General features: G+C 70.7%; 24 protein-coding genes and 1 pseudogene. 5 read left to right on the plus strand and 20 right to left on the minus strand.

Annotated features, from left to right (window positions below):
* Nucleotides 1–31 precede the first annotated feature (31 nt).
* A complete protein-coding gene (locus OH768_RS05055) occupies nucleotides 32–895 on the plus strand; it encodes a helix-turn-helix transcriptional regulator (protein WP_406450445.1) in 864 nt (287 codons plus the stop codon).
* 93 nt (nucleotides 896–988) lie between these two features.
* On the opposite strand, the gene OH768_RS05060 is transcribed toward OH768_RS05055, so the two are convergent.
* The 7 genes from OH768_RS05060 to OH768_RS05090 form a co-directional block, all read right to left on the minus strand.
* Complete coding sequence (locus OH768_RS05060) at nucleotides 989–2,245, minus strand: RNA polymerase sigma factor (RefSeq protein WP_406450447.1); 1,257 nt, start codon at nucleotides 2,243–2,245, stop codon at nucleotides 989–991.
* On the minus strand, nucleotides 2,242–2,583 hold the full coding sequence (locus tag OH768_RS05065) for a YciI family protein (RefSeq protein ID WP_406450449.1): 342 nt from the start codon (nucleotides 2,581–2,583) through the stop codon (nucleotides 2,242–2,244). Before OH768_RS05065 ends, OH768_RS05060 begins: the two co-directional genes overlap by 4 nt.
* A 2-nt stretch (nucleotides 2,584–2,585) precedes the next feature.
* Nucleotides 2,586–3,224 (minus strand): YciI family protein, encoded by a 639-nt coding sequence (locus tag OH768_RS05070; protein ID WP_406450451.1) that lies wholly within the window; start codon nucleotides 3,222–3,224, stop codon nucleotides 2,586–2,588.
* A gap of 144 nt (nucleotides 3,225–3,368) precedes the next feature.
* Nucleotides 3,369–4,901, minus strand: a complete 1,533-nt coding sequence (locus OH768_RS05075) for an MFS transporter (protein WP_406450453.1) — start codon at nucleotides 4,899–4,901, stop codon at nucleotides 3,369–3,371.
* Between the two features lie 11 nt (nucleotides 4,902–4,912).
* Nucleotides 4,913–5,326 (minus strand): VOC family protein, encoded by a 414-nt coding sequence (locus OH768_RS05080; RefSeq protein WP_406450455.1) that lies wholly within the window; start codon nucleotides 5,324–5,326, stop codon nucleotides 4,913–4,915.
* A 6-nt stretch (nucleotides 5,327–5,332) separates the two neighbouring features.
* Nucleotides 5,333–6,103, minus strand: coding sequence for an SDR family NAD(P)-dependent oxidoreductase (locus OH768_RS05085; RefSeq protein ID WP_406450457.1), 771 nt, complete (start codon nucleotides 6,101–6,103; stop codon nucleotides 5,333–5,335).
* Nucleotides 6,104–6,265: 162 nt separating this feature from the next.
* Nucleotides 6,266–7,186 (minus strand): zinc-binding dehydrogenase, encoded by a 921-nt coding sequence (locus tag OH768_RS05090; protein WP_406450459.1) that lies wholly within the window; start codon nucleotides 7,184–7,186, stop codon nucleotides 6,266–6,268.
* Between the two features lie 99 nt (nucleotides 7,187–7,285).
* On the opposite strand from OH768_RS05090, the gene OH768_RS05095 reads away from it, so the two are divergent.
* The 3 genes and pseudogenes from OH768_RS05095 to OH768_RS05105 all read left to right on the plus strand — a co-directional run.
* Nucleotides 7,286–8,113: a class I SAM-dependent methyltransferase gene (locus OH768_RS05095; RefSeq protein WP_406450461.1), complete on the plus strand. Its 828-nt coding sequence runs from the start codon at nucleotides 7,286–7,288 to the stop codon at nucleotides 8,111–8,113.
* 286 nt (nucleotides 8,114–8,399) lie between these two features.
* Nucleotides 8,400–9,539, plus strand: coding sequence for a transcription termination factor Rho (gene rho, locus OH768_RS05100; RefSeq protein WP_406450463.1), 1,140 nt, complete (start codon nucleotides 8,400–8,402; stop codon nucleotides 9,537–9,539).
* 202 nt (nucleotides 9,540–9,741) lie between these two features.
* Nucleotides 9,742–10,488, plus strand: a pseudogene (locus OH768_RS05105) (D-alanyl-D-alanine carboxypeptidase family protein); the annotation flags it as partial.
* A gap of 59 nt (nucleotides 10,489–10,547) precedes the next feature.
* Here the strand turns inward: OH768_RS05105 and OH768_RS05110 are convergent.
* The 12 genes from OH768_RS05110 to OH768_RS05165 all read right to left on the minus strand — a co-directional run bounded on the left by OH768_RS05110 (nucleotide 10,548) and on the right by OH768_RS05165 (nucleotide 22,515).
* Nucleotides 10,548–11,924 carry a glycosyltransferase family 87 protein gene (locus OH768_RS05110; protein WP_406450465.1) on the minus strand — a complete coding sequence of 459 codons (1,377 nt, stop codon included), beginning with the start codon at nucleotides 11,922–11,924 and terminating at the stop codon, nucleotides 10,548–10,550.
* Entirely contained in the window at nucleotides 11,921–13,315 is a 1,395-nt protein-coding gene (gene mptB, locus OH768_RS05115; RefSeq protein WP_406450467.1) for a polyprenol phosphomannose-dependent alpha 1,6 mannosyltransferase MptB, read from the minus strand. The genes OH768_RS05110 and mptB overlap by 4 nt, the downstream gene beginning before the upstream one ends.
* A gap of 124 nt (nucleotides 13,316–13,439) precedes the next feature.
* On the minus strand, nucleotides 13,440–14,372 hold the full coding sequence (locus tag OH768_RS05120) for a glutaminase (RefSeq protein WP_406450469.1): 933 nt from the start codon (nucleotides 14,370–14,372) through the stop codon (nucleotides 13,440–13,442).
* A gap of 35 nt (nucleotides 14,373–14,407) precedes the next feature.
* Nucleotides 14,408–15,808: an aspartate ammonia-lyase gene (aspA, locus tag OH768_RS05125; protein WP_019068934.1), complete on the minus strand. Its 1,401-nt coding sequence runs from the start codon at nucleotides 15,806–15,808 to the stop codon at nucleotides 14,408–14,410.
* A gap of 105 nt (nucleotides 15,809–15,913) precedes the next feature.
* A complete protein-coding gene (locus OH768_RS05130; RefSeq protein ID WP_406450471.1) occupies nucleotides 15,914–16,933 on the minus strand; it encodes an asparaginase in 1,020 nt (339 codons plus the stop codon).
* 31 nt (nucleotides 16,934–16,964) lie between these two features.
* A complete protein-coding gene (locus OH768_RS05135; RefSeq protein WP_406450473.1) occupies nucleotides 16,965–18,407 on the minus strand; it encodes an amino acid permease in 1,443 nt (480 codons plus the stop codon).
* Entirely contained in the window at nucleotides 18,404–19,081 is a 678-nt protein-coding gene (locus OH768_RS05140) for a FadR/GntR family transcriptional regulator (RefSeq protein WP_019068931.1), read from the minus strand. Before OH768_RS05140 ends, OH768_RS05135 begins: the two co-directional genes overlap by 4 nt.
* Nucleotides 19,082–19,253: 172 nt before the next feature.
* On the minus strand, nucleotides 19,254–20,090 hold the full coding sequence (locus OH768_RS05145) for an undecaprenyl-diphosphate phosphatase (protein ID WP_406450475.1): 837 nt from the start codon (nucleotides 20,088–20,090) through the stop codon (nucleotides 19,254–19,256).
* Nucleotides 20,091–20,178: 88 nt separating this feature from the next.
* Nucleotides 20,179–20,553, minus strand: coding sequence for a fluoride efflux transporter CrcB (gene crcB, locus OH768_RS05150; protein WP_406450477.1), 375 nt, complete (start codon nucleotides 20,551–20,553; stop codon nucleotides 20,179–20,181).
* The gene (locus tag OH768_RS05155; protein ID WP_406450479.1) at nucleotides 20,550–20,930 is read right to left on the minus strand and encodes a DUF190 domain-containing protein; all 381 of its coding nucleotides are present in this window, start codon (nucleotides 20,928–20,930) and stop codon (nucleotides 20,550–20,552) included. The genes crcB (OH768_RS05150) and OH768_RS05155 overlap by 4 nt, the downstream gene beginning before the upstream one ends.
* Nucleotides 20,927–21,388 carry a fluoride efflux transporter CrcB gene (crcB, locus tag OH768_RS05160; protein ID WP_406450481.1) on the minus strand — a complete coding sequence of 154 codons (462 nt, stop codon included), beginning with the start codon at nucleotides 21,386–21,388 and terminating at the stop codon, nucleotides 20,927–20,929. Before crcB (OH768_RS05160) ends, OH768_RS05155 begins: the two co-directional genes overlap by 4 nt.
* A gap of 164 nt (nucleotides 21,389–21,552) precedes the next feature.
* Nucleotides 21,553–22,515: an SMP-30/gluconolactonase/LRE family protein gene (locus OH768_RS05165; RefSeq protein WP_406450483.1), complete on the minus strand. Its 963-nt coding sequence runs from the start codon at nucleotides 22,513–22,515 to the stop codon at nucleotides 21,553–21,555.
* Between the two features lie 178 nt (nucleotides 22,516–22,693).
* Between OH768_RS05165 and OH768_RS05170 the strand changes: the two genes are divergently transcribed.
* A complete protein-coding gene (locus OH768_RS05170) occupies nucleotides 22,694–23,524 on the plus strand; it encodes a ribonuclease BN (RefSeq protein ID WP_406450485.1) in 831 nt (276 codons plus the stop codon).
* Nucleotides 23,525–23,544: 20 nt separating this feature from the next.
* Here OH768_RS05170 and OH768_RS05175 read toward each other — a convergent pair whose 3' ends face one another.
* Nucleotides 23,545–23,826, minus strand: coding sequence for an ArsR family transcriptional regulator (locus OH768_RS05175; RefSeq protein WP_406450487.1), 282 nt, complete (start codon nucleotides 23,824–23,826; stop codon nucleotides 23,545–23,547).
* Nucleotides 23,827–24,082: the final 256 nt, after the last annotated feature.

Genomic DNA, 24,082 nt, shown 5'->3' on the forward strand with positions numbered 1-24,082 from the left:
TCGCGGGCCGCACCGACGGCATACTGACGCGATGACCGACTCCTCCCCCGCCATGAGCGACGATCCCCGACGCGAGCTCGCGGAGTTCCTGCGCACCCGCCGAACTCGGCTGCGGCCGGAGGACGTCGGCCTGGAACCCGGCCCGAGACGGCGCGTCGCGGGACTGCGGCGCGAGGAGCTGGCCCTGCTGGCGGGAGTGAGTTCGGACTACTACCAGCGCATGGAGCAGGGGCGCGATGTACGCCCCTCCGCACAGGTCCTCGACGCCCTCGCGCGCGCCCTCGACTTCTCCGCGGAGGAGACCCGCCATCTGCACAGCCTCGCCGCCGCCGCACGCACCCCGGCCCACCCGCCGCGTTCCTACGAGCCGGAGGAGGTACCGGACACCACGCTACGACTGCTGCACGGCATGACCGCGCCCGCTCTGGTCGTCGGTCGTTTCCTGGACGTACTGGCCTGGAACCCGCTCGGCGGTGCCCTGCTGGGGGAGTTCACCCGGCAGGCCCAGCGGGAGCGGAACCTGCTGGCACTGTTCCTGCGCCCCGAGGCAGACCGGGCGTGCCGGAACCGGGCGGCCACCGTCGCGGAGCTGATCGGGATGCTACGGACACAGGTCGCCGCCGATCCAGGCCACCCGCGCGCCGTCGAACTGGTGGGTGAACTAGCCGTCCGCAGCGACGAGTTCGCGGCCCTGTGGGCCCTCCACGACGTGACGGAACCGACCCGTGGCCAGATGCGCCTCGACCACCCCAGGGTCGGCGAACTGAACCTGGACTGGGACGCCTACCCGATACCGGGCAACCCCGGTCCCGCGCTCATGGTCTGCACCGCCGCCGAGGGCAGCCTCGACGCCGAGCGCCTCCAGCTCCTCGCCGGCCTGCTCGACGTCCGCTGAGGACGGTTCTCGGTCAGCCGCCCAGCCGGAGTCCCGCGAGCCAGACGTGTCGTGGGCTGTTCTCACTGTCTTCACCCCACCGGCGAACGGCCCCTACGCGGATCGGCACTCCGCGAGCCGCCGCTCCAGAAACCTTCGTTCCGCGTCGTTCTCCACCAACTCCAGTGCCCGCTCGTACGCTTCGGCCGCCTCCGCCGTACGACCGCTGCGGCGCAGCAGATCGGCGCGGGTCGCGGGCAGCAGGTGATAGTCCGTCAATTCGCCCGACCGCTCCAGCTCGGCCACCAACTCCAGTCCACCCTGCGGATGTTGCGCCATGCCGACGGCCACCGCGCGGTTGAGGCGCACCACGGCCGAGGGCACGAAGCGCTCCAACTCGCCGTACAGGGCGGCGATATCGGCCCAGTCGGTGTCGGCTGCGGTGGGTGCGGTGGTGTGGCAGGCGGCGATGGCGGCCTGGATCTGGTACGGCCCCGGGCGGCCTCGGCGGAGGGTCGTCTCCAGGAGGGCGGCACCCTCGTCGATCTCCAACCGGTCCCACGCCGTACGGTCCTGGTCCTCCAATGTCACCAACTCACCCGCCGCGTCCACGCGCGTGTCACGGCGGGCGTCGTGCAGCAGCAACAGCGCCAGCAGGCCCAGCACTTCGGGCTCGTCCGGCATCAACTGGGCCAGCACACGGGCCAGTCGGATCGCCTCCGCGCAGAGGTTCGTGCGGACCAGGTCGGTGCCGGACGTGGCCGCGTATCCCTCGTTGAAGAGGAGGTAGACCACGCCGAGCACACCCGTCGTGCGCTCGGGCAGCAGATGCGCGGGCGGTACCCGGTAGGGGATGCCGGCGTTGCGGATCTTCTTCTTGGCGCGCACCAACCGCTGCGCCATGGTCGCCTCGGGGACGAGGAAGGCACGGGCGATCTCGGGGGTGGTCAGCCCGGCGAGCGTGCGCAGGGTGAGGGCGACCCGGGCCTCGATGGGCAGCGCGGGATGGCAGCAGGTGAAGACCAGCCGCAGCCGGTCGTCCTCGACCCCGCTGTCGTCACCGTCGTACTCCGGGTCGTACGGTCCCTCGTCCCGCCCCAGCACCGCGACCTCCCGGAGTTTCGCCGCCCCGACCGCCTCCCGACGCAGGACGTCGAGGGCGCGGTTGCGGGCGGTGGTGGTCAGCCAGGCGCCGGGGCGGCGCGGGATCCCGTCGCGCCGCCACCGGTCGAGCGCCTGGGCGAAGGCATCCTGCGCGCACTCCTCCGCGAGGTCCCAGTCGCCGGTCACCCGGATCAGGGTGGCGACGACCTGGCCCCACTCCTCGCGGAAGGCGGCGGCGACGGCCTCCTCGACGTCCGGCACGTTCACTCCCAGACCGGCCGCACCTCGACCGAGCCGCCGGCGAGCGCGGCGGGGTGCCGGGACGCGAGCGAGATCGCCTCGTCCAGGTCGGCGACCTCGATGATGTCGATGCCGGCGACGTACTCCTTGGACTCGACGAACGGGCCGTCGCTGAGCAGGACTTCGTCGCCCTGGACACGGACGGTGGTGGCGTCGGAGGCGGGCCGCAGCCGGGCCCCACCGCGCATCAGGTCACGGCTGCGGACCTCGTCGATGTACGCGGTGAAGCGGGGGTCGGCGGCGATCTCGGCGGGGCTGAGTTCCTCGCCGCCCGCGGGGGTGCAGATGAGCAGGACGTACTTCATGGCTACTCCCCGGCCTTCTCGGTGGCGGGTGAAATGTGTTCGTGGACGATCTGCCAGCTCAGTCCGGTGTTGCGGTAGCCGGTGGTCACGCGCAGTACGTCGTCCAGCGGCCGGCCGTCGGTGCGGGTGCCGCGCAGCCGGACGAGGGCGTGGCCGAAGGCGACGGACTCGTCGACGTGGACGCGGAACTCCAGCACCTCGCGGGTCAGCGGCCAGGTCACACCCCCGAGGACGTCCTCCACGGCCTTGCGGAAGGCGGCGGTCCCGGGCCGTTCGGCGTCCAGAGCCCGGATCTGCGTCTCGCCGTCCTCCTCGCCGTCCATCGGCCAGAACGGGCGCACCTCCATGGCGCCGATGGTGGCCACGGGATGCTTGGCGGCGGCCTCGACGGCCTCCTCCAGGGTGTCGCACTCCAGGATGTCGAATCCGGCGACGTACTCCTTGGTCTCCGCGAACGGCCCGTCCGTACGGAGCACCTCGCCGCCGCGCACCCGTACGGTGACGGCGTCGGCGGGCAGGGCGAGCCGGTGGCCGTGCAGCCGTACGCCGCGGTCGCCCAGTTCCTCCACCCAGGGTTCGACGGGTGCCATCCCGGAGGCGTCGGCGGTGTCGTCGCCGCACACGAGCAGCATGTACTTCATGGATCCTCCCGGTCCTCATGAGCTTCCTACACCCCACCGACGAACGCAGCCGAGCCGGATCGACACCCTCTTCGGAAAATTCCTTCGGAAACACGAAGAGGCCGGGGCCACGAGGCCCCGGCCTTCCTCCACGACGTACGCGGCCTACGCGGTCGCCGCCTGCACCGACGGCTCCCCCGCGTCCACGGTCGAGCGCTCGGTGTTCTTGCGGACCAGCAGCAGGGTGACGACCGCGCCCAGCAGGGAGGCGCAGCCGCAGATCACCACGCCGAGGGCCATGCCGTGGCCGAGGGCGGTCTGCGCGGCGGCCTTGGCCTGGGCGCTGCCCGCGTTGACGACGGCGAGCGGACCGGCCGCCTTCTCCATGCCCGCGTCGGCCCCGCTGAGCTTGCCGACGAGGGCGGAGGACGCGGCGCTCATCGCGATGGTGCTGATGACGGCCGGGCCGAGGCCCTGGCCGAACTCGCGGACCAGGCTGGTCGCGCCGCTGGCCATGCCGGTCATGTTGATCGGTACGGCGTTCACGGCGGCGGAGGTCAGCGACGACACCACGCAGATGAAGCCGACGCCGAGCAGCAGCACCGGGCCGATGAAGGCGGCGAGGGAGGTGGTGGTGATGGGCAGTGCGGCGATCCAGAACTGTCCGGCGGCCATGGGCAGCAGGCCGCCCATCAGGAGCCAGCGGGCGTCGACGCGGGTGAGCATCCTGCTGAGTACCGGCGCCAGCAGCAGCGGGATCAACTGGAGGATCACGAACGGCATTCCGGCCCGCAGCGGGCTCAGGTGCATCACCGCGCCGAGGCGGATCGAGACGCAGTAGGCGGTGCCGATGAAGCCGAACATGCCGGCCAGCGCGACGACGGCCGCCGCCGCGAACGAGGGGATCTTCAGCAGGCCGAGGTTGAACATCGGGGAGGCCGCGCGGGTCTCCGCGACGACGAACCCGGCGAGCGCCACGGCCGCCAGGGTCAGGGAGCCGACGATCGCCGCGCTGCCCCAGCCGCGGTCGCCGCCCTCGATGACGCCCCAGAGCAGGGCGGTGAGGCCGACGGCGATGGTGATCTGCCCGGGCCAGTCCAGCGCGCGGCCCTCGGGTGCCTTGGAGTCGGTGACGAGCTTCCAGCAGGCGACCGCGACGATCAGACCGAGGACGACCGGCGGCACGAACGCCCAGCGGAAGTCGGCGACCGTGGCGAGGATCCCGGAGGACAGCGGGCCGAGCGCGGAGGCGAGCGAGATCGACAGCGCCCAGGTGGAGACGGCCTTCGCCCGGTCCTTGCCGTCCGGTGTGGCCGCCGCGATGACCGCGAGGGAGCTGGGGAAGAGCGCGGCGGCACCGATGCCGGCGAGGGCCTGGCCGACCCACAGCGTGGTGATGTTCTGCGAGGTGGCGTTGAGGAGTTCACCGAGCGCCAGGACGAGCCCGCCGAGCACCAGCAGCCGCTTGCGGCCGAAGAGATCGCCCACCACACCGAAATTCAGTTCCAGAATCGCGGTGGGGAGAATGAAGGCGGAGGTGACCCAGGCGACCTGGGAACCCGAGGCGCCGAATGCGGCCTGGATTTCCCCGTTGATGGGCGAGGGAACGGTAATGCACAACTGTGCCGCCGCGACCGCGAGACAGCACGCTATGAGCGTTCCGGGGTCCAGTCTTTTCAAGGAGATCGAATCCGTCATCGTGCGTGCCCTCACTCTGCGTTTTTCTCTATGAGTTCGATGAGATTTCCCTCGGGGTCGCTGACCCAGGCCATGCGCACTCCGGGCTCGGGGGACGGGCCGGGTGCCATGACCTCGCCCGCGCCACGGGCCACCAACGCCTCGTGGACGGGGTCGAGTTCGGGGGTGGTGACCGCGAAGTGCCCGTATCCCTCGGTGAGTACGGCGGTCATCGGGTCCGGCGCGCGAAGTCCGGGGGCGGAGCCGGGTCTGGCGAGCAGCTCGATGCGCCAGCCCCGCGGATGCTCCAGGACGACACCCCTCAGGCCGGGCCCTTCGAGATGGAACTCGAAGACTGTCCTCAGACCGAACGCGCCCTGGTACCAGGCGGTTTGGGCGGTCAGGTCGCGTACGTTGACGCCCACGTGGTCGAGTCGGGTGGTCACGGCGGCTCAGCCCGCCATCGCGCTGTCGCCGCCGTCGACCATGAGGTTGGCGCCGTTGACGAAGGCCGCCTCGTCGGAGCAGAGGAAGGCGGCGGCCCGTGCGATGTCCTCGGGCCGCCCCACCCGCCCGACCGGGATGCGCGCCTCCAACTGGGCCTTGGGCCCGTCCGGATCGTCGAGGAAGGGCGCGGTGGCGGAGGTGCGGGTCATGCCGGGGGCGATGGTGTTGACACGGATGCGGTGCGGGGCACCGGCCGCGCACAGGTGCATGCTCATCGCCAACACCCCGCCCTTGGCGGCCCCGTGGGGCACCATCGGCATGAACGGCGCCCCGCGTACGGCGGCCACGGAGGCGACGTTGAGCACGGCTCCGCCGCCACGGGCGATCAGGTGCGGCCAGGCGGCCTGGGTGCAGAAGTAGGGGATGTCCAGCTCGTTCTTGATGGTGAAGTACCAGTCCTCGGCGGGCATGGTCTCGAACGGGCCGTTCCGCAGTGCGGAGGCGTTGTTGTAGAGGATGTCGATCCCGCCGAAGGCCGCGATCCCGGCCTCGATCCACTCGCGGGCGCCGCCCTGGGTGGACAGGTCCACGGGTGCCAGGGACCGCATGATTCCACCGGCCTTTTCGACGATTTCCACGGTTTCCGCGGCACTGTCCTCGTCGATGTCACAGCCGAAAACCTCGGCGCCCTCCGCCGCGAATATCTGCGCCGCGGACCGCCCTATTCCTGCCCCCGTTCCACTGATGAAAGCGATTTTCCCGGCCAGTCGACCCATGATTGCCAAGTCCCTTGTCCCGTGCCGCCGTGGTGCGGTGGTGGCAGCGTAGGTACGGCCATTGGCGAGAACAAGAAATGGGTCGGCGAAGGGCCATCGGGGGTTCGTATGGCTGGTATGGGGCGCAGAGCGGAGGACTCGTCCCGGGTTTCACAGGAACCGTCACAGGACGTCGAGGACGGCCTTCCCGCGCAGGCTGCGACCGCTCAGCGCCTCGACGGCCTCGGCGATCCGGTCCCACGGGCCGCGCCAGCCGACCGGCACCCGCAGCCGGCCGTCCCCGACCAGTGCGAGCAGCCGCCTCAACTGCGCCTGCCGGTCGGTGAGTCCACCGCCGTTGTAGACCGACACGATCGCCTTGGGTGTGCTGCTGCCGAGCGTGACGCCCACGGGCAGTACAGAGTCCCGCCCGGCGGCCCAGCCGACGCTCTGCAGACTGCCGCCCGGGGCCAACAGGACGTAGGCGGAGACCAGTTGGGCCCCGCCCACGGTGTCGATCACGACGTCGAGGGGTTCCTTCACCTCGTCGACACCGGTCACCACCTCGTGCGCCCCCAGCTCACCGACCCACCGCGCACCGTCCTCGGAACCGGCCACGCCGATGACGTACGCGCCGCCCAGCGCCGCGAGTTGCACGGCGAACCCGCCGACGCCGCCGGACGCCCCGGTGACCAGGACCCGGCGGCCCAGGAGCGGCCCGGCCTGTTCCAGCGCGCGCAGGGCGGTACCGGCCGCGACGGGCAGGGTGGCCGCCTCGCCGAGGTCGACCTCGTCCGGCACCACGGCCACATCGGCCACGTCCAGGGCACGCAGCGCGCCGAACCCGCCGCTGTCCCCGTATCCCACGACCCGGCTGCCCACCGCGGGCCCGCTTCCGTCGGCGGCGGCCCGCACGACGACACCAGCCGAGTCGAAGCCGATCACGTCACCGGGCGCGCCCCGCTGCGCGAAGTACAGCTCGGCCGAGTTGAGGGAGGTGTGCCGGACCTCCACCAACAGCTGCCCCGGACCCGGCACCGGGTCGGGCGCCTCCCCGAGCCGCAGCCCTCCGGCCGCCCCGGGATCCACGATCAGTGCACGCACGACTTGCCCCTCTCGTCGTAGGTCACTCGTCTCGGGTCAACCTGCGCGGAACCGGTGTTCTTCCCGCCGCCCGCCACCCGATCAAGGTTGGATGGAAGCATGAGCACCGACGAGCAAGCACGGATGATGCGAGCCAACCAGGCGAACTGGGACGCCCGCACCCCCGTCCACCTCGCCAGCCGGTTCTACGGCCTCGACGGGGACCCGGACCCGGACCGCTGGTTCGCCGCCTTCGAGTGGGACGACCTCGGCGACCTGGCCGGCCGTGACGTGCTCCACCTCCAGTGCCATCTCGGCACCGAGACCCTCGCGTTCGCGCGGCGCGGGGCACGAGCCGTGGGACTCGACTTCTCCGAGGCGTCGGTGACGGCCGCGACCGGCATCGCGGCGAAGGCGGGGCTCGACGTCGACTACGTACAGGCGAATGTGTACGACGCCGTCGAGGCTCTGGGACAGCGGCAGTTCGACGTCGTGTACACCGGCAAGGGCGCCCTGTGCTACCTGCCCGACCTCCCGCGCTGGGCCGACGTGATCGCCCAACTCCTGTGCCGGGGCGGTCTGTTGTACATCGTCGAATTCCACCCCCTGCTCAACTCCCTGGGCCCGAAGCCGAATCCGGGCGAGGGACCCGAACTGCTGCTGCGCCACGACTACCTGGGCGGCGGCGGTCCGGTGCACCGGGACGCGACGTACACGTACACCGACGGTCCCGCCGTCGCGGACGCGACCGACAGCTACGAGTGGATGCACGGAATAGACCAGGTCATCAACGCGTTGACGACGGCAGGACTGAACATCCGACGACTCCGCGAGAGCGACGAACTCCCGTGGCCGCGCTGGCCCCGGATGGAACGGACCCCGACCGGCTGGTGGCGCCTGCCAGAGCCGCGGATCCCCCTTCTCTACGGCCTGCTGGCAAGCCGCTGAGCCGTATCTCACAGCCGGACCCGCACCGGGTGTGCTACGGTGCGGTCAGCACTTGTGTACGCCCCGTTCCGGGCGCCGGTGCCAGTATCACTTCTTCTCCGCCGACCGGCCCGTCGATTCCGACCGGCACAACGGCTTCTTCACACCAGCTCGTGACCGGCGTTTTTCCGCCGCACCCGAGGTGATGTTCCCGCCGCCCCGAGGAGCGCTCATGCGCCCTCCCTCTGCGGCTTCTCCCCTTCCTTCCGCATGACACATGCAACCGTCCTTGAAAGGACCACCCATCATGACCACCACACTCGAACCCCCCGTACAGGAACAGCCCCGCACCCAGACCGCGACCGGTGTCCTCGGCATCGACGGCAACGGGAAGGGGCACCTGCGGGCGCTGAACTGCCAGCCCTCGCCCACCGACCTCCAGGTCTCCCCCGCGCTGATCCGCCGTCACGGCCTGCGCAAGGGCGACCTCGTGGAAGGCGTCCGCGGCGGGCAGCGCGCCCTGACCGAGGTCGCGTTCGTCAACGGGCGCACGCCCGACGAACTGCGCGGCCGACGCCACTTCCGCGACCTCACCCCGCTGCACCCGCGCGAGCGGCTCCACCTCGAACACCCGGCGGCCGGACTCACCGGGCGCGTCGCCGACCTGATCGCCCCCGTCGGCAAGGGCCAGCGCGGACTGATCGTGGCCCCGCCCAAGACCGGCAAGACCGTACTGCTCCAGCAGATCGCGGCGGCCGTCGCCGGCAACCACCCCGAGGCCCGGCTGATGGTCGTGCTGCTCGACGAGCGGCCCGAGGAGGTCACCGACATGCGGCGCTCCGTGCGCGGCGAGGTGTACGCCTCCACCTTCGACAAGGCGCCCAGGCAGCACATCGCGCTGGCCGAGCTCGTGATCGAGCGGGCCAAGCGGCTCGTCGAGGCGGGTGAGGACGTAGTGATCCTGCTCGACTCGCTGACCCGGCTCTGCCGGGCGCACAACAACGCGGCGGCCTCCGGCGGCCGTACCCTCAGCGGCGGTGTCGACGCGACCGCGCTGATCGGCCCGAAGAAGTTCTTCGGCGCCGCCCGCCTCGCCGAGGAGGGCGGTTCGCTCACCATCCTCGCCACCGCGCTGGTCGAGACCGGCTCCCGTGCCGACGACTTCTACTTCGAGGAGCTCAAGAGCACGGGCAACATGGAGCTCCGCCTCAGCCGCGAGCTGGCCTCCCGCCGGGTGTTCCCGGCCGTGGAGATCAACCCGTCCGGCACCCGCCGCGAGGAACTCCTGCTCACTCCCGCCGAGTTGACGGCAGTACGAGGCCTGCGCCGCGTCCTCCAGAACAGGGACGGCCAGAGCAGCACGGAAACGCTGCTGGAGCGCATGCGGGAAACCCCGGACAACGCCACGTTCTTGCGCCGCATCCAGCCCACGCTGCCGTCAAACTGACCCGAGCCATCGTCTTTGCGGGCGCGGGGCTGTATCCATATGCGGCTCAGCCGCGTGGGCGCGACCAGCCCCCACCGGCCCGCAGCCGAACCACTAGCGCATCCGGGTGCACACTCACCCCGCCCGGCCCCGCCATCACCCTGAACAACAACGACGTTCCTACGTTTGCGGTATGACAATCGGATTCTCACCCCGGATCGCCATGTCAGCCTGCGCCCTCTGCCTGACGAGCGTCCTCGCATTCACCCCCACCGCGGCGACAGCCAGCACCGGGCCGGATCCCAGTACCCAGGTCCACCTCCACCCCGGCGCCCCCCAACTCCCGGACATCTCCGCCCTGTCCTGGCTCGTCGCAGACGCCCGCACCGGCGAAGTCCTGGCCGCCCACGACGCCCACCGCAGACTCCCGCCCGCCAGCACCCTGAAAACCCTGTTCGCGCTCACTGTCCTCCCCGCACTCCCCGGAGGGACACGGCACCGTGTCAGCGAACAGGACCTGGCCGACATCGGCGAGGGCAGCAGCCTGGTCGGTGTCGAGGAAGGCCACACCTACCGCGTCGCCGACCTGTGGCGCGGGGTCTTCCTCAACTCCGGGAACGACGCCGTGCACGTCCTGGCCGCCCTCAACGGCGGCTGGGACGCCACGGCCGCCCGCATGCAGGCCAAGGCGCGCTCCCTGGGCGCGCTCGACACACATGTCATCTCGCCGGACGGCTACGACACCGACGGCCAGGTGTCCTCCGCCTTCGACCTCGCGGTGTTCGGCCGGGCCGGCCTGCGCAACGCGGACTTCGCGCGGTACTGCTCCACCGCCGAGGCCGAGTTCCCGGGTGACGGATCGTCGTACGCGATCCAGAACACCAACCGGCTGCTGACCGGCAACGACGGCGTCGAGCCGTATCCGGGGCTCATCGGTGTGAAGAACGGCTACACCACCCACGCGGGCAACACCCTTGTCGCGGCGGCGCGTCGGGGCGGGCGGTCGCTCGTCGTCACGGTGATGAACCCTCAGGCGGGCGGCGGCTTCACCGTGTACGAGGAGGCCCGCGAGCTGCTCGACTGGGGTTTCGCGGCTGCCGGGCGGGTCGATCCGGTGGGTTCGCTGGACGCGTTGCGGGCAAGCCCGAGGCCGGGTCCCGCCGCCGTGCCGGTGGCCGCCGCGGTGGCGGCGGACGAGGGGCCGGGCTGGGCGGAGACGGCCGCGGTCGTGGGGGCCGCCGTGCTCGGCGCGGGCGCGGTGGTGCTGGCGTTGCGGCTGAAGGGCCGGCGGCTTCCCGGGGCCTGACCGGTCGGCAGCCACAGCAGCAGGCCGAGCGTGATCCAGGTGTACGTGTTGCTGCCGAGGAATCCGTCGATGCCCGAGGAGTCGTCGAACCACAGCCACACGACGCTCGTGCACATCACCGCGTACAGGGCGCCCGCGATCCGCGGGTGCCCCGCGCGGACCAGCACCGCGAACGAGGGCAGCAGCCACACGAGATGGTGCACCCAGGTGATCGGACTGATCAGACACGCGGTCAGCCCGGTCAGCGCGAAGGCGGCCGTCCAGTCCCCCGCGACGACCGCACGGCGGACCCGCACCGCCCATACGCACAGCACGAGCAGGACGACCGTCGCCCACAGCGGGCGGCCGGTCTCGCCGAGGCGGGCCAGGACGCCTTGCAGGGACTGGTTGGAGACGTAGTCGAGGCGGCCCACCCGGGTGGTGTCCCACACGGCGTGGGTCCAGTAGAACTTCGAGGCGTCCGGGACCACCAGGACCGCGAGCCCGGTCGCCGCGAGCGCCACAGCCGTCGCCACCGCGGCGGCTTTCCAGCGTCTGGCCACCAGCAGCAGGCCGATGAACAGCGCCGGCGTCAGCTTGATGGCCGCCGCGAGGCCGATGCCCACGCCCGCCCAGCGGCCCCGGCCGGTGGAGAGCAGCCAGCCGTCGCCGAGGACCAGGGCCAGCAGCAGGAGGTTCACCTGCCCGAAGCTGAAGGTGTCGCGCAACGGCTCGAACAGCGCCAGCCCACAGGCCACCAGCGCCCACCCGAACCAGCCGTAGCGCCGCCATCCGGGACCGGCCAGGATGCGCAGCACCACGGCGAGGGCCACCAGATTGAGGACCAGCGCGGCGACGATCGCGGTGCCCAGCCCGAGGTACCCCATCGGGGCCATGCTGACGGCGGCGAACGGCGGGTAGGTGAAGCCGTAGGTGGTCCCGGGCACGTGGTAGTCGTAGATCCGGCCGCCGTGGTGGAGCCAGGTGTGGACGGTGCCGTAGTAGACGCGCAGGTCGAACCAGTCGCGCAGCAGTGGGACGGTCGCGGTGAAGACGGTCACGGTGGTGGCGAGGGTCAGCACCAGGAGGAGTCGGCCGCGGTCGGTGGTGGGTGTTCTCATGCCGTACGTCCCAGGGCCGGGGCTTCTGCTGCCTGGCGGGCCTGCCAGAGGACGACGATCGCGAGGACGCCGCCGGAGACGGCCAGCACGAGTTGTCCGATGTCGGCGGGCCCGCCGCTGGGCAGCACGGCGAGCGCGAGGACGCCGGTGACGGCGGCCACCCGGTGCCGTACGGACGTGCTGGGCGCGGCGGCGGCGATGAGGAAGAGACCCCACAGGGCGTACCAGGGGCGGATCGCCGGGCCGAAGGCGGCCACCACCGCGAGGCTCAGGCCGAGCGCGTAGACCGGGCTGGGCCGCAGCCGCAGCCATATGGCGAGGATGGCCGCGCCGGTGACGGCGAGCCCGAGGGCGTGCCAGGCCGGGATCGCGAAGGGGGCAAGACCGCTGCCGAGGTGTTCGAGCAGGGCGCCGGTGGCGCGGCCGAGGAGGCTGGTGAGGGCCCAGTTGTGCGCCGAGACGGGTGTGTCGAGGGCGCCTATCCAGCCGTAGCCCGTGCCCGCGACGGCCGTGGCGGCGACCGTGGTGACCGCGGACGCGACGACGGTCGTCGTGACGGCTTTCGCCGGGCGGTGGCCCGCGCGGATCTGGAGCAGCACGACCGCGGCGAGCCCGAGCGCGGCGGGTGCCTTGACGAGAGCGGCGAGTGTGACGAGTACGGCGCCCAGGACCGGCCACCGGCCGCGCGCGGCGACCAGGCCTGTACCGAGCAGCCCGAGCATGATCGCGTCGTTGTGGGCGCCCGCGACCAGGTGGAGAAGGACCAGCGGATTGAGGGCGCCCAGCCAGAGCGCCGCGGCCGGGTCGGCGCCGCATTGCCGGGCGAGCCGGGGCAGGGCGGCGGCCATCAGGCCCACGCCGAGCAGGGCGACGAGCCGCATCCCGAAGAGCCCGGCGGGGAGTTGCCCCCGGGTCAGTCCGGACAGCCCCGAGGCCAGGGCGAGGAACACCGGGCCGTACGGCGCCCCGGTGTGCTGCCACAGGGGGGCGACCTCGTCGGCGAGGGGGCCGCCGAGCGCGGCGGGGCCGTGCGCGTAGACGTCCATGTGGGCGTCGACCATGGCGCCCTGCGCGAGATAGCTGTACACGTCCCGGCTGAACAGCGGCGGCGCGAGCAGCAGCGGGGCCGCCCATACCGCGAGGACCAGCAGCAGGGAGCGCGGGCTCGGCGGTTCGGCGCTGCGGATCTGTTTGCCCAGCAGCAGCCAGGCCGCTATCAGCAGGACGACACCGAAGTAGACCCCGACCAGCCCCAGCGCTGCCTGCGCGGAGGCCGGGGAGAAGAGGTCGGCGGACGGCAGCGCTCCGGCCGTCTCACCGCCCAGCGCGAGGACGGCGGTTCCGGCCAGACCGAGTACCTGGCAGCGGCGGAGATCGACGGGAAAAGCCATGGCCAACACTCGGTCAGCGTGTCAACGCCGGATGGCGGGAAAGCGACGTGCCGCTCTCCGTGCGGCGGACTGCGCGTGACCTCCGTGTGATCGGGCCTGGATACCTGTGAATTCGCCGTGTCCGTCAGAACACCGACACCCCTGTGAGTGTCGTGAAGCGGTCCAGGGCGGCGACACCGGCCACCGAGTTCCCGCGTTCGTCGAGCCCGGGGCTCCACACGGCGAGGGTGCACCGGCCCGGGACGATCGCGATGATCCCGCCACCCACCCCGCTCTTGCCGGGCAGGCCCACCCGGTAGGCGAACTCGCCCGCCGCGTCGTACGTCCCGCAGGTCAGCATCACCGCGTTGACCTGCTTGGCCTGCGTGAGGGTGAGCAGCCGGGTGCCGTCGGCGCGGCTGCCGTGCCGGGCCAGGAAACCGGCCGCCCGGGCGAGGTCCGCGCAGGACGCCTCGATGGAGCACTGCCGGAAGTACTGGTCCAGGAGGACGGGCACGTCGTTGTCGATGTTGCCGTAGGACTTCATGAAGTGGGCGAGGGCCGCGTTGCGGTCGCCGTGCGCGGACTCCGAGGCGGCGACCTCCTTGTCGAAGTCGAGGCTCGCGTTGCCGCTCTCCGCGCGCAGGAAGGCGAGCAGTTCGCCCGCCGCGTCGCCGGTACGGGTCTGCAGCCGGTCGGTGACGACGAGCGCGCCCGCGTTGATGAACGGGTTGCGCGGGATGCCGTTCTCGTACTCCAGCTGGACAAGGGAGTTGAAGGGGTTGCCGGAGGGTTCGCGGCCCACGTGCTCCCAGAGTTCGTCGCCCTCGCGGGCCAGGTCGAGGGCGAGGGTGAAGACCTTGGTGATGGACTGCGTGGAGAACGGCTGCCGCCAGTCCCCCACGCCGTAGACCGTGCCGTCCAGTTCCGCGACGGCCATGCCGAAGCTGCGCGGGTCGCAGGCGGCGAGCGCCGGGATGTAGTCGGCGGGCCGGCCGCGGCCGGGGGTCCGCTCGATCTCGCCGGCGATGCGCTCCAGGACCGGCTGGAAGGTCATCGAGGGGGACATGATCACCATTGTGCCTCCGGGCCGGTCCTGGTGCGCGTCCGCCGTCAGACGGCCACGGGACCGCTGCCGGCCAGGACCTCGGGCCGCAGCAGACCGGCGAGCGTCTCGGCGGGCAACAGGCCCTTCTCCAGCACGAGTTCGGCCACGCCCCGGCCGGAGGCGAGGGCCTCCTTGGCGATGTCGGTGGCGGCCGTGTACCCGATGTGCGGGTTGAGCGCGGTGACCAGGCCGATGGAGTTCTCCACGCTCGCGCGCAGCGCCTCGGTGTTGGCGGTGATGCCGTCCACGCACCGCTCGGCCAGCGTGAGGCACGCGGCCCGCAGATGCGTGATGCTCTCCGACAGCGAGTGCAGGATGATCGGCTCGAACGCGTTGAGCTGGAGCTGTCCGGCCTCGGCGGCCATCGTGATGGTGACGTCGTTGCCGATCACCTCGAAGGCGACCTGGTTGACGACCTCGGGGATCACCGGGTTGACCTTGCCGGGCATGATGCTCGAACCGGCCTGCACGGGCGGCAGGTTGATCTCCCCGAGCCCCGCGCGCGGCCCCGAGGACAGCAGCCGCAGGTCGTTGCAGCTCTTGGAGAGCTTGACCGCGACCCGCTTCAGCACACCCGACATCTGGACGAACGCCCCGCAGTCCTGCGTGGCTTCGACCAGGTTGGCCGCCGTCACGAGCGGCAGCCCGGTGATCTCGGCGAGGTGCCGCCGCGCCGACTCGGCATACCCGGCGGGAGCATTGAGTCCTGTACCGATGGCCGTGGCACCAAGGTTGATCTCATGGATCAACTGGACAGCCTCGTCGAGACGTTGACGATCCTCGTCAATCATGACGGCATACGCGGAGAACTCTTGACCGAGCGTCATCGGCACCGCGTCCTGCAACTGTGTACGGCCCATCTTGAGCACGTCACGGAACTCGACGGCCTTACGGGCGAACGCGTCCTGCAGTACGGACATTGACGCGATCAATCCATGTACGGCAAAGACGGTCGCTATCTTGACCGCGGTCGGATACACGTCATTGGTTGACTGCCCAAGGTTGACGTCCTCATTGGGGTGCAGGTACTGGTACTCCCCCTTGCCATGCCCCAGCAACTCCAACGCCCGGTTGGCGACAACCTCGTTGGCGTTCATGTTGGTGGAGGTACCGGCCCCACCCTGAACCACGTCCACGACGAACTGGTCGTGCAGCTTCCCGTCCCGGATCTCCCGGCACGCGGCAACAATGGCGGCCGTCTTCTCCGCCGAGAGCAGCCCCAACTCCTCATTGGCGAGAGCGGCGGCTTCCTTGACGGCGGCAAGAGCGTTGATCAAGTGCGGGTAGACGGAGATCGGCGTCCCGGTGATGGGGAAGTTCTCCGTGGCACGCAGGGTGTGAACACCCCAGTAGGCGGAGGCGGGTACATCCCGGTCCCCGAGGAGGTCGTGTTCGCTGCGGTACATGAGGGTGCAGGTCCTTTCTCAATGAGGCGAGGGCAAGCGCCCCTTCAGGGGCGCGGGGAACTGCGCGACCAGCCACAACCGGCCCGCAGCGACCCGACAACCGATCTAGGCACACGCGGACAACGGCGACACCGGGTCCAATGCACGCACGGGCCGCACACAACCCACCGGCTCCCCGCCACCAAGCAACGCCTCCCCCGCAAACTCGGCAAGCAGCGACTCCGAAACCCCAGCCCGAGCAAGCCCAGCGGCAGCGACCGGCACGCGCGCCCGATTCGCCCCGTCCGCGATCTTCACCGCAACAGCCCGCCCATCAGGCAACGCGGCAACCTCGACACCCTCGAACCCGTCCTTGGCAAGCAACCCGGGAACGGCCCGCATCAACGCGGCCACATCCCGCCCGGCCCCGGACGCCATCTCGGCAAACTCCCGCATCGCATCCGCGACCCGCGCCTCAGGCGTACCGGGCGCCGCAGTGGTGATCCGCGAAACAGCCCGAGCAAGCCCGTGCAACGAAATGGAGAACAGCGGAGCACCACACCCATCGACACTCACCCGGGCGATCCGCTGCCCGGTGAGATCCTCCACGATCTCCGCGATCGCCTGCTGAAGCGGGTGGGCGGGATCGAGACAGTCGTCGAGCGACCAGCCGTTGAGCTTCGACACGTACAACATGGCCGCGTGCTTGCCGGAGCAGTTCTGGGCGAGCCGGGACGCCAGCCGACCCTCGCGCACCCAGGCATCGCGCACGACCGGGTCGTAGGGCAGATCCGGTACGTTGCGCAGAGCGTCCTCGGTCAGCCCGGCGAGTTCGAGGATGCGCCGGGTCCCGGCGAGGTGGCGTTCCTCGCCGGAGTGGCTGGCGGCGGCGAGCGCGAGCAGCTCGCCGTCGAGTGGCAGCCCCGCCCGCACCATGGCGACGGCCTGGACGGGCTTGATCGCCGAGCGCGGGTAGAACGCGGCCTCGATGTCGCCGATCTGGAGCTGGACCTGTCCGTCGGTGTCGAGGACGACGACGGAGCCGTAGTGGATGCCCTCGATCATTCCGCCGCGTATGAGGTGGGCGACGGGTGCGTGGAGGGGTTCACGGATGAGGGGTGGGTCCGCGAGGGGACTGCTGTACATCGCTGCCTGTCAGGTCAGGACGGCGTGGGTCTCACGCGTCGGGTGCGGTGGTGGACGTGCTCGCCACGCGGCGGCGGACGGCGAACCATCCGGCGACCAGCGCGGCGGCGATCAGCGGGAGGCACAGCACGGTGGTGCGTCCGGCGCCGCCGTCGGCGTACATGAGGACCAGGACGGAGGCGAGGAAGGCCAGCGTCACGAGTTCGGTCCAGGGGGAACCCGGCAACCGGTAGCCGGGCCGGGAGAGTTCGCCCCTCTCGGTCTTCTGCCAGAAGAGGAGGTGACAGAGCATGATCATGCCCCAGGTGGCGAGGATGCCGATCGCCGCGAAGTTGAGGACGATCTCGAACGCGTCCGCCGGGACGACGTAGTTGAGGCCGACGCCGAGGACGCAGATGCCGCTGGTGAGCAGGATGCCGCCGTAGGGGACCTGGCTGCGGCTCATCACCGAGGTGAACTTGGGGGCCGAGCCGGACATCGCCATGGAGCGGAGGATGCGGCCGGTGGAGTACAGGCCGGAGTTGAGCGAGGACATGGCCGCGGTGAGGACGACGAGGTTCATGACCCCGCCCGCCGCCGGGATGCCGATGTTCGACAGCACGGTCACGAAGGGGCTCTGGCCGGCGCTGTACTTGTTCCAGGGCAGCAGCATCGAGAGCAGGAGCACCGAGCCGACGTAGAAGAGGCCGACGCGCCACATGATCGAGTTGATCGCCTTCGGCATGATCTTCTCGGGGTTCTCGGTCTCGCCCGCAGCGACGCCGACCAGCTCGACGGAGGCGTAGGCGAAGACGACGCCCTGGACGATCAGGAGCATGGGCAGGAGGCCGTTGGGGAAGATGCCGCCGTTGTCGGTGATCAGGGACGGGCCGGGGGTCGTGCCGTCGACCTGGTGCTGGGTGACCAGCAGGAAGATGCCGATCAGCATGAAGACGACGAGCGCGCTCACCTTGATGATCGCGAACCAGAACTCCAGCTCGCCGAAGAGCCGGACCGAGATCAAGTTGACCGTCAGGACGACCGCGAGGGCGATCAATGCGATCAACCATTGAGGAATGTCGGAGAACATGCCCCAGTAGTGGGTGTAGACGGCCACCGCGGTGATGTCGGCGATGCCGGTGGTGGCCCAGTTCAGGAAGTACATCCAGCCCGCTACGTAGGCGCCCTTCTCCCCGAGGAACTCCCGGGCGTACGACACGAAGGCGCCGGACGAGGGCCGGTAGAGGACGAGTTCGCCGAGGGCGCGGACGACGAGGAAGGCGAAGAGGCCGCAGACCGCGTACGCGATGAACAGCGAGGGTCCGGCGTCGGCGAGGCGGCCGCCGGCGCCGAGGAAGAGACCGGTGCCGATCGCGCCGCCGATGGCGATCATGTTGACGTGCCGGGACTTCAGGGACTTGCTGTAGCCGGCGTCTCCGGCGTCGACATGGCCGGATCGTTTCTGCACGCCGTCGTGCAGGGACTGCTCGCTCACGCCTCGGGTCCGCCTTCCGTGGGGGTGTCCGTGCGCGCGGGGCGCACGATGTCGGTGAGGGTCGTCTCGACCCGGTCGAGGTGGTGGGACATGGCCTCGACGGCGTCCGGCTCGCTGCCGTCGATCAGCGCCTCGACGATCGCCCGGTGCTCGCGGTTGGACTGCTCGCGCCGGCCGCCGAGTTCGTTGAGGAACGCGGACTGGCGGGCCAGCGCGTCGCGGATCTCCTCGATCACCCGGCGGAACACCGGGTTCTGCGCGGCCTCCGCCACCGCGAGATGGAAGAGCGTGTCCATCGCGACCCACGCGGTGGTGTCCGTCTCCCGTTCCATGCGGTCCAGGAGGTGGGCCAGATGGTCCAGGTTCTCCGGGGTGCGGCGCAGCGCCGCGTACCCGGCGACCGGGATCTCGACGTGGCGGCGCACTTCCAGCAGATCGCTGGCCGCGTAGTCGCCGAAGGTGGGGTCCTCCACGGCGTTGGCGACCACGAAGGTGCCCTTGCCGGTCTTGGAGACGGTCAGGCCCATGGTCTGCAGGGCCCGCAGGGCCTCGCGGAGCACCGGTCGGCTGATCTCCAGGGTGCGGCACAGCTCGGCCTCGGAGGGCAGCTTGTCGCCGATGGCGTAGTCGCCGCGCTCGATGGCGCCGCGGAGGTGGACGAGCACCGCTTCCATGGCGCTGACGCGCCGCGGTCCGACTCCACCTGTCTGGCTGTCTGACAGGTTCACGGACGTGATCCTGCGGGTGACGGGACAGTGCTGTCAAGCGATCGGAAAAGAAAAATACGGAGGGCGTGAAGCCTGAAAATCCGGCTTCACGCCCTCCGCGGTGATCGTCCGTCCGGTGTCAGCTGTTGAGCACACCCGCACCGAGCAGCCCGAACAGCATGACGCCGATGATGATCCGGTAGATCACGAAGGCGTTGAAGGAGTGCTTGGCGACGAACTTCAGCAGCCAGGCGATGGAGGCGTAGGCCACCACGAAGGACACGATCGTGCCGACGGCGAGCGGGGCGGCGCCCACTCCCGCGCCCAGGGCGTCCTTCAGCTCGTAGATGCCGGCGCCGGTCAGGGCGGGGATGCCGAGGAAGAAGGAGAGCCGGGTGGCGGCGACGCGGTCCAGGTCGAGGATGAGACCCGTGGACATGGTGGCGCCGGAGCGGGAGAAGCCGGGGAAGAGCAGCGCGAGGATCTGCGAACTGCCCACCAGCATCGCGTCCTTGAAGGTGGTGTCGTCCTCACCGCGCTTGTGCCGGCCCATCTGGTCCGCCGCCCACATGACACCGCTGCCGACGATCAGCGAGGCGGCGACCACCCACAACGAGCCGAGCGGACCGTCGATGAGCGGCTTCGCGGCGAGGCCCACCAGCACGATCGGGATCGTCGCGTAGATCACCCACCAGGCGAACTTGTAGTCGTGGTGATAGCGCTCCTCACGGTTGCGCAGGCCACGACCCCACGCGGTCACGATCCGCACGATGTCCTTGAAGAAGTACACGAGGACGGCGGCGATCGCGCCGACCTGGATGACGGCCGAGAACCCGACGACGGAGTCGTCGTCGACGGGGATCTTCATCAGCCCCTCGACGATCTTCAGATGGCCGGTGGAGGAGACGGGCAGGAACTCCGTCACCCCCTCGACGACTCCGAGGACGGCGGCCTGACCGACGCTGATGACGCTCATGAGATCCAGTTCTTCGGGATTGGTCGACAGTGCTGTAGACAATAGCGCTGGAGGCGGTCCTGTTCGGGCGCGGGATCCGCCCGATTTCTTACGCCCACAGGGCCTGCGCGATCGACACCCCGACAAATGCCGCACCGAGGCCCGCCGTCACGCTGCCGACGACGTTGGCCGCGGCGTAGAGCCCCGCCCCTGTCTCGGTCAGTCGCAGTGTCTCGTACGAGAAGGTCGAGTACGTCGTCAGGGCCCCGCAAAGGCCTGTGCCGACGAGGAGTTGGAGATGCGAGCCGGCCGCACCGGCGGACACCGCTCCGGTCAGGGTGCCCAGGATCAGACAGCCGGTGACGTTCACCGCGAAGGTGCCCCAGGGGAAGACGGAGTCATGTCGGGTCTGCACGGCCCGGTCGGTGAGGTAGCGGAGCGGGGCGCCGACGAAGGCTCCCGCGACGACCAACAGCCAGTTCACAACGACCTCTTACCCTTCACGTCGGTCTCGCGGGGCTCGTCCGTACGACCCACGTACCGGATGACCTCGCACTCGTCGAGGATCACCAGTCCCTCGCCGACGAGTTCGTCGAGCTGCGGCAGGAACGCCCGTACGCACTCCTCGGTGTCCACGATCACGATCGCCACCGGCAGGTCCTCGCTGAGCGACAGCAGCCGTGTGGTGTGGATCAGGGAGGAGGCGCCGAAGCCCTCGATGCCCCGGAAGACGCTGGCACCGGCCAGTCCCGCGATGTGTGCGCGGTGGACGATCTCCGTGTAGAGGGGCTTGTGGTGCCAGGTGTCGTTCTCGCCGATGAAGACGGTCACGCGCAGGGCGCTGCCGGTCAGCCTGGTCATCGCTGCCTCCACTTCAGGACGCGCCGGGCCGCCGTCACCGCGAGCCGGACCGCCGCGAGGGCCGCGAGCAGGGTCGCGGCGAGATAGGCCAGCGCGGTGCGGGGATGGCCCGCGTCGACCAGTTTCTGGATGTCGACGGCGTACGTCGAGAAGGTCGTGAAGCCGCCGAGCACACCGGTGCCGAAGAACGGCCGCACCAGCCTGTGGGCGGCCCACACATCGGTGATGACCACCATGAACACGCCGATGACGGCGCAGCCGACCACATTGATCCAGAACGTCGTCCAGGGAAACCCGCCGCTCTGCGCGGGCCACCACAGGGAGGCGGCGTACCGGGCCACGGCACCGATCGCGCCGCCGAGCGCGACGACGGCGACCACGGGTCCCTGACCGCGCCAGACGGACGGGCGCGCGGCCTGTGGTCGGGCGCGCACACTCTCCGCTTCGGGAGCTGTCATGGCCGTACGTCTCCTACTCGTCGGGGGCCCTGGGGGCACACGCCTCTACAAGTAGGGACCGTTGGCGGCACCTCTGCCGCGGTTCGGGTACGGCGGGCCCCACCGCCGCGCCGCGAGGAGTGCTCGCGGCCGGGCATCAGGGTAACGCCGGGGTGGTGCCGGGGTCACTTCGGGGCGGGCGGCTCGCACAGCGCGATCCCGCGCTCCCGCACGCTGCCCAGCACCAGGTGCCCGGCGGCCTCGCACACGCTGGTGGTCATCCGGTACGCCGAGCCGCGCGCGACGAGGTGATGGACGACGGCTCCGTCGTCGTCGAACGCCATGGCTCCGATCATGCCGGTGGGGCGGAAGGGCACGCGCACGGCGACACGGGCCGCGGCCTGCCGTACGGCGGGTGAGGCCTGGTGGAGGAGTTCCAGCGGCGCGACGCGCGGGCCGGCCAGCGCCACCCAGATCGGCCCGTCCGGGCCGGCGCGCCAGAGGTTGTCGGGCATTCCGGGGAGGTCGTCCACGAAGGACTCGCTCCGGTCCGCCTTCGGTCCGGTGAGCCAGTAGCGGGTCAGCCGGCGGGCGCCGGTCTCCGCGACGACCAGGAAGGACTCGTCGGCGCTCGCGGCGAGACCGTTGGCGAACTGGAGTCCGTCCAGGAGGACTTCGGGACTGTCTGCGCCGGGTGTGAGGCGCAACAGCCGTCCGGTGCCGGTGTGTTCGACGATGTCGCCGATCCACCGCTCGATCGGGTAACGGAGGCTGAAGACGGTGAAGTACACGCTGCCGTCCGACAGCGCGACCACGTTGCTGCAGCCCCGCAGCGGCTCCCCCGCCACCGAGTCGGCGAGGACGCGTACGGTTCCGTCCGCCAGGTCGACGCGCAGCAGCCCGCGTTCCGCGTCGCACACCAACAGGGCGTCGTCCGGGAGGAGTTCGAGCCCGAGCGGCCGTCCGCCGGTGTCGGCGAGGGTCTCCACCCGGACCGCCTCGGGGTCGGTCAGTCCGTCGAGGCGCAGGATGCGGCCGTCCTCGACGCCGGTCAGCACCCGGCCGCGGGCGTCGGCCACCACGTCCTCGGGACCCACGCCTCCGATCGCGACGTAGCGGCGGGCGAGCAGTGCACTGGGTCGGTCCACGAACACCTCCACGGTTGGGTCCGGCGCGCGTACGCTTGCTGTCTTCCCGGTCATCGCGGCACCCGGTCACGTTCGCCGAGCGTATTCCCGGTGACCCGGATCGCGCTGCCGGTCGGCGAGAAGTGAGAAGGGGGCCCCGCATGATGTGGTCGGCCACCCACCGCGCGGGAACTCCCCGGTGAACCGCGTCCGCACCGCGTGGCAGCGCCTCGGACTCGCCGAACTCAACCGGCGCGGCCGGGAGTTGGAGCTGCTGCACCGGGCCATGGGGTTCGCGACGCTCGCGCTGGTCACGCTGGCGCCGCTGCTGATCGTGGTGGCCGCGGCCGATCCGATCGGGCACGGCGGGTTCGCGCTGTGGCTGGTTGACGGCATGGACCTGTCCGGCCGCTCGGCCCGCGCGCTCACCGATGTCTTCACCCCGCCCCGCAAGGTCATCGGCACCACCAGCGCCTGGAGCGTGGCACTGCTCGCGCTGTTCGGGCTGTCCTTCGCGTCGAGTGTGCAGAGCGGCTACGAGCACGTGTGGCGCCCGGCCGGCGCGCCCTGGCACCGCATCTGGCGCCAACTGATCTGGCTGGTCATGCTGATGGGCTATCTGTACGCGCAGGTGCAGACCCGCAACGTCCTCGCGGGCGCGCCCCGGATCCTGCTCAGCATGTCGGCCGGCCTGCTGTTCTTCTGGTGGGGCCCGCACTTCCTGCTCAACCGCCAGGTCCACTGGCGCTATCTGCTGCCGGGCGCGCTCGCCACGATGGCGGGCCTGGTCGGCCTGCGCTGGTTCTCGTACCTGGTCTTCACCCCGCTCCTGGTCACCAACGCGGTCAGCTACGGCCCGGTCGGCACGGTGCTGGTGGTGGAGTCCTGGCTGGTCGGCGTGGGGTTCGTGCTCTACGGCGGCGCGCTGGTGGGCAGGCTGCTGTGCGAGCGGTTCGGGGACCCGGACGCGTCGTTCCGCACCGAACCGGAGACACCGGAGGGAGCGGACGCCGGGCAGGACACGGTGTGACGCTCGGCCGGGCGGTCCCGCTACCAGCCCTTCTCGAACATCCGGGCCACCTCGGCGATACGGACCTCGTCGCGCCGGTAGTAGGTGCGCAGCCGGATCCGCCGGGTGCGCAACAGGCCCAGGGACGCGAGGAGTTCGAGGTGGGTCTCGGCCACCTGGCGGGGCACGCCCAGCTTGGCCGCCACCGCCTCCGAGCTGACCCCGGCCTCGTCAAGATACCGCTGTGCCGGGAAGTGGGCGGCCGGATCTCTCAGCCACTCCAGGATGTCCAATCGTCGCTGACTTGCCGGAGTCCTCAGCATCTCGTGCCCCTCCGTCCTGCGCGCCGCTTGCCGCGCCCTCCCACTCTCCCGCAGCACGGTCCACCTCGTCCCGGACTCGGTGCCCCTTGTCCGGGACCGACCGTTCCTGTTCGGCACGGCCGTCGCCGCTGGGGCACGGGGCAACGGGCGGGACGCGCCTGGACCGCAGGGAACGAACTGCGGCTTCCGGAAACGGAGTTGGCCGAACCACACCGTCGCAGCCGAACAAGAACGCACGCGCACCGGGCGTTGGACG

It is taken from the genome of Streptomyces sp. NBC_01622 (genome assembly GCF_045209635.1).
Classification (GTDB): domain Bacteria; phylum Actinomycetota; class Actinomycetes; order Streptomycetales; family Streptomycetaceae; genus Streptomyces.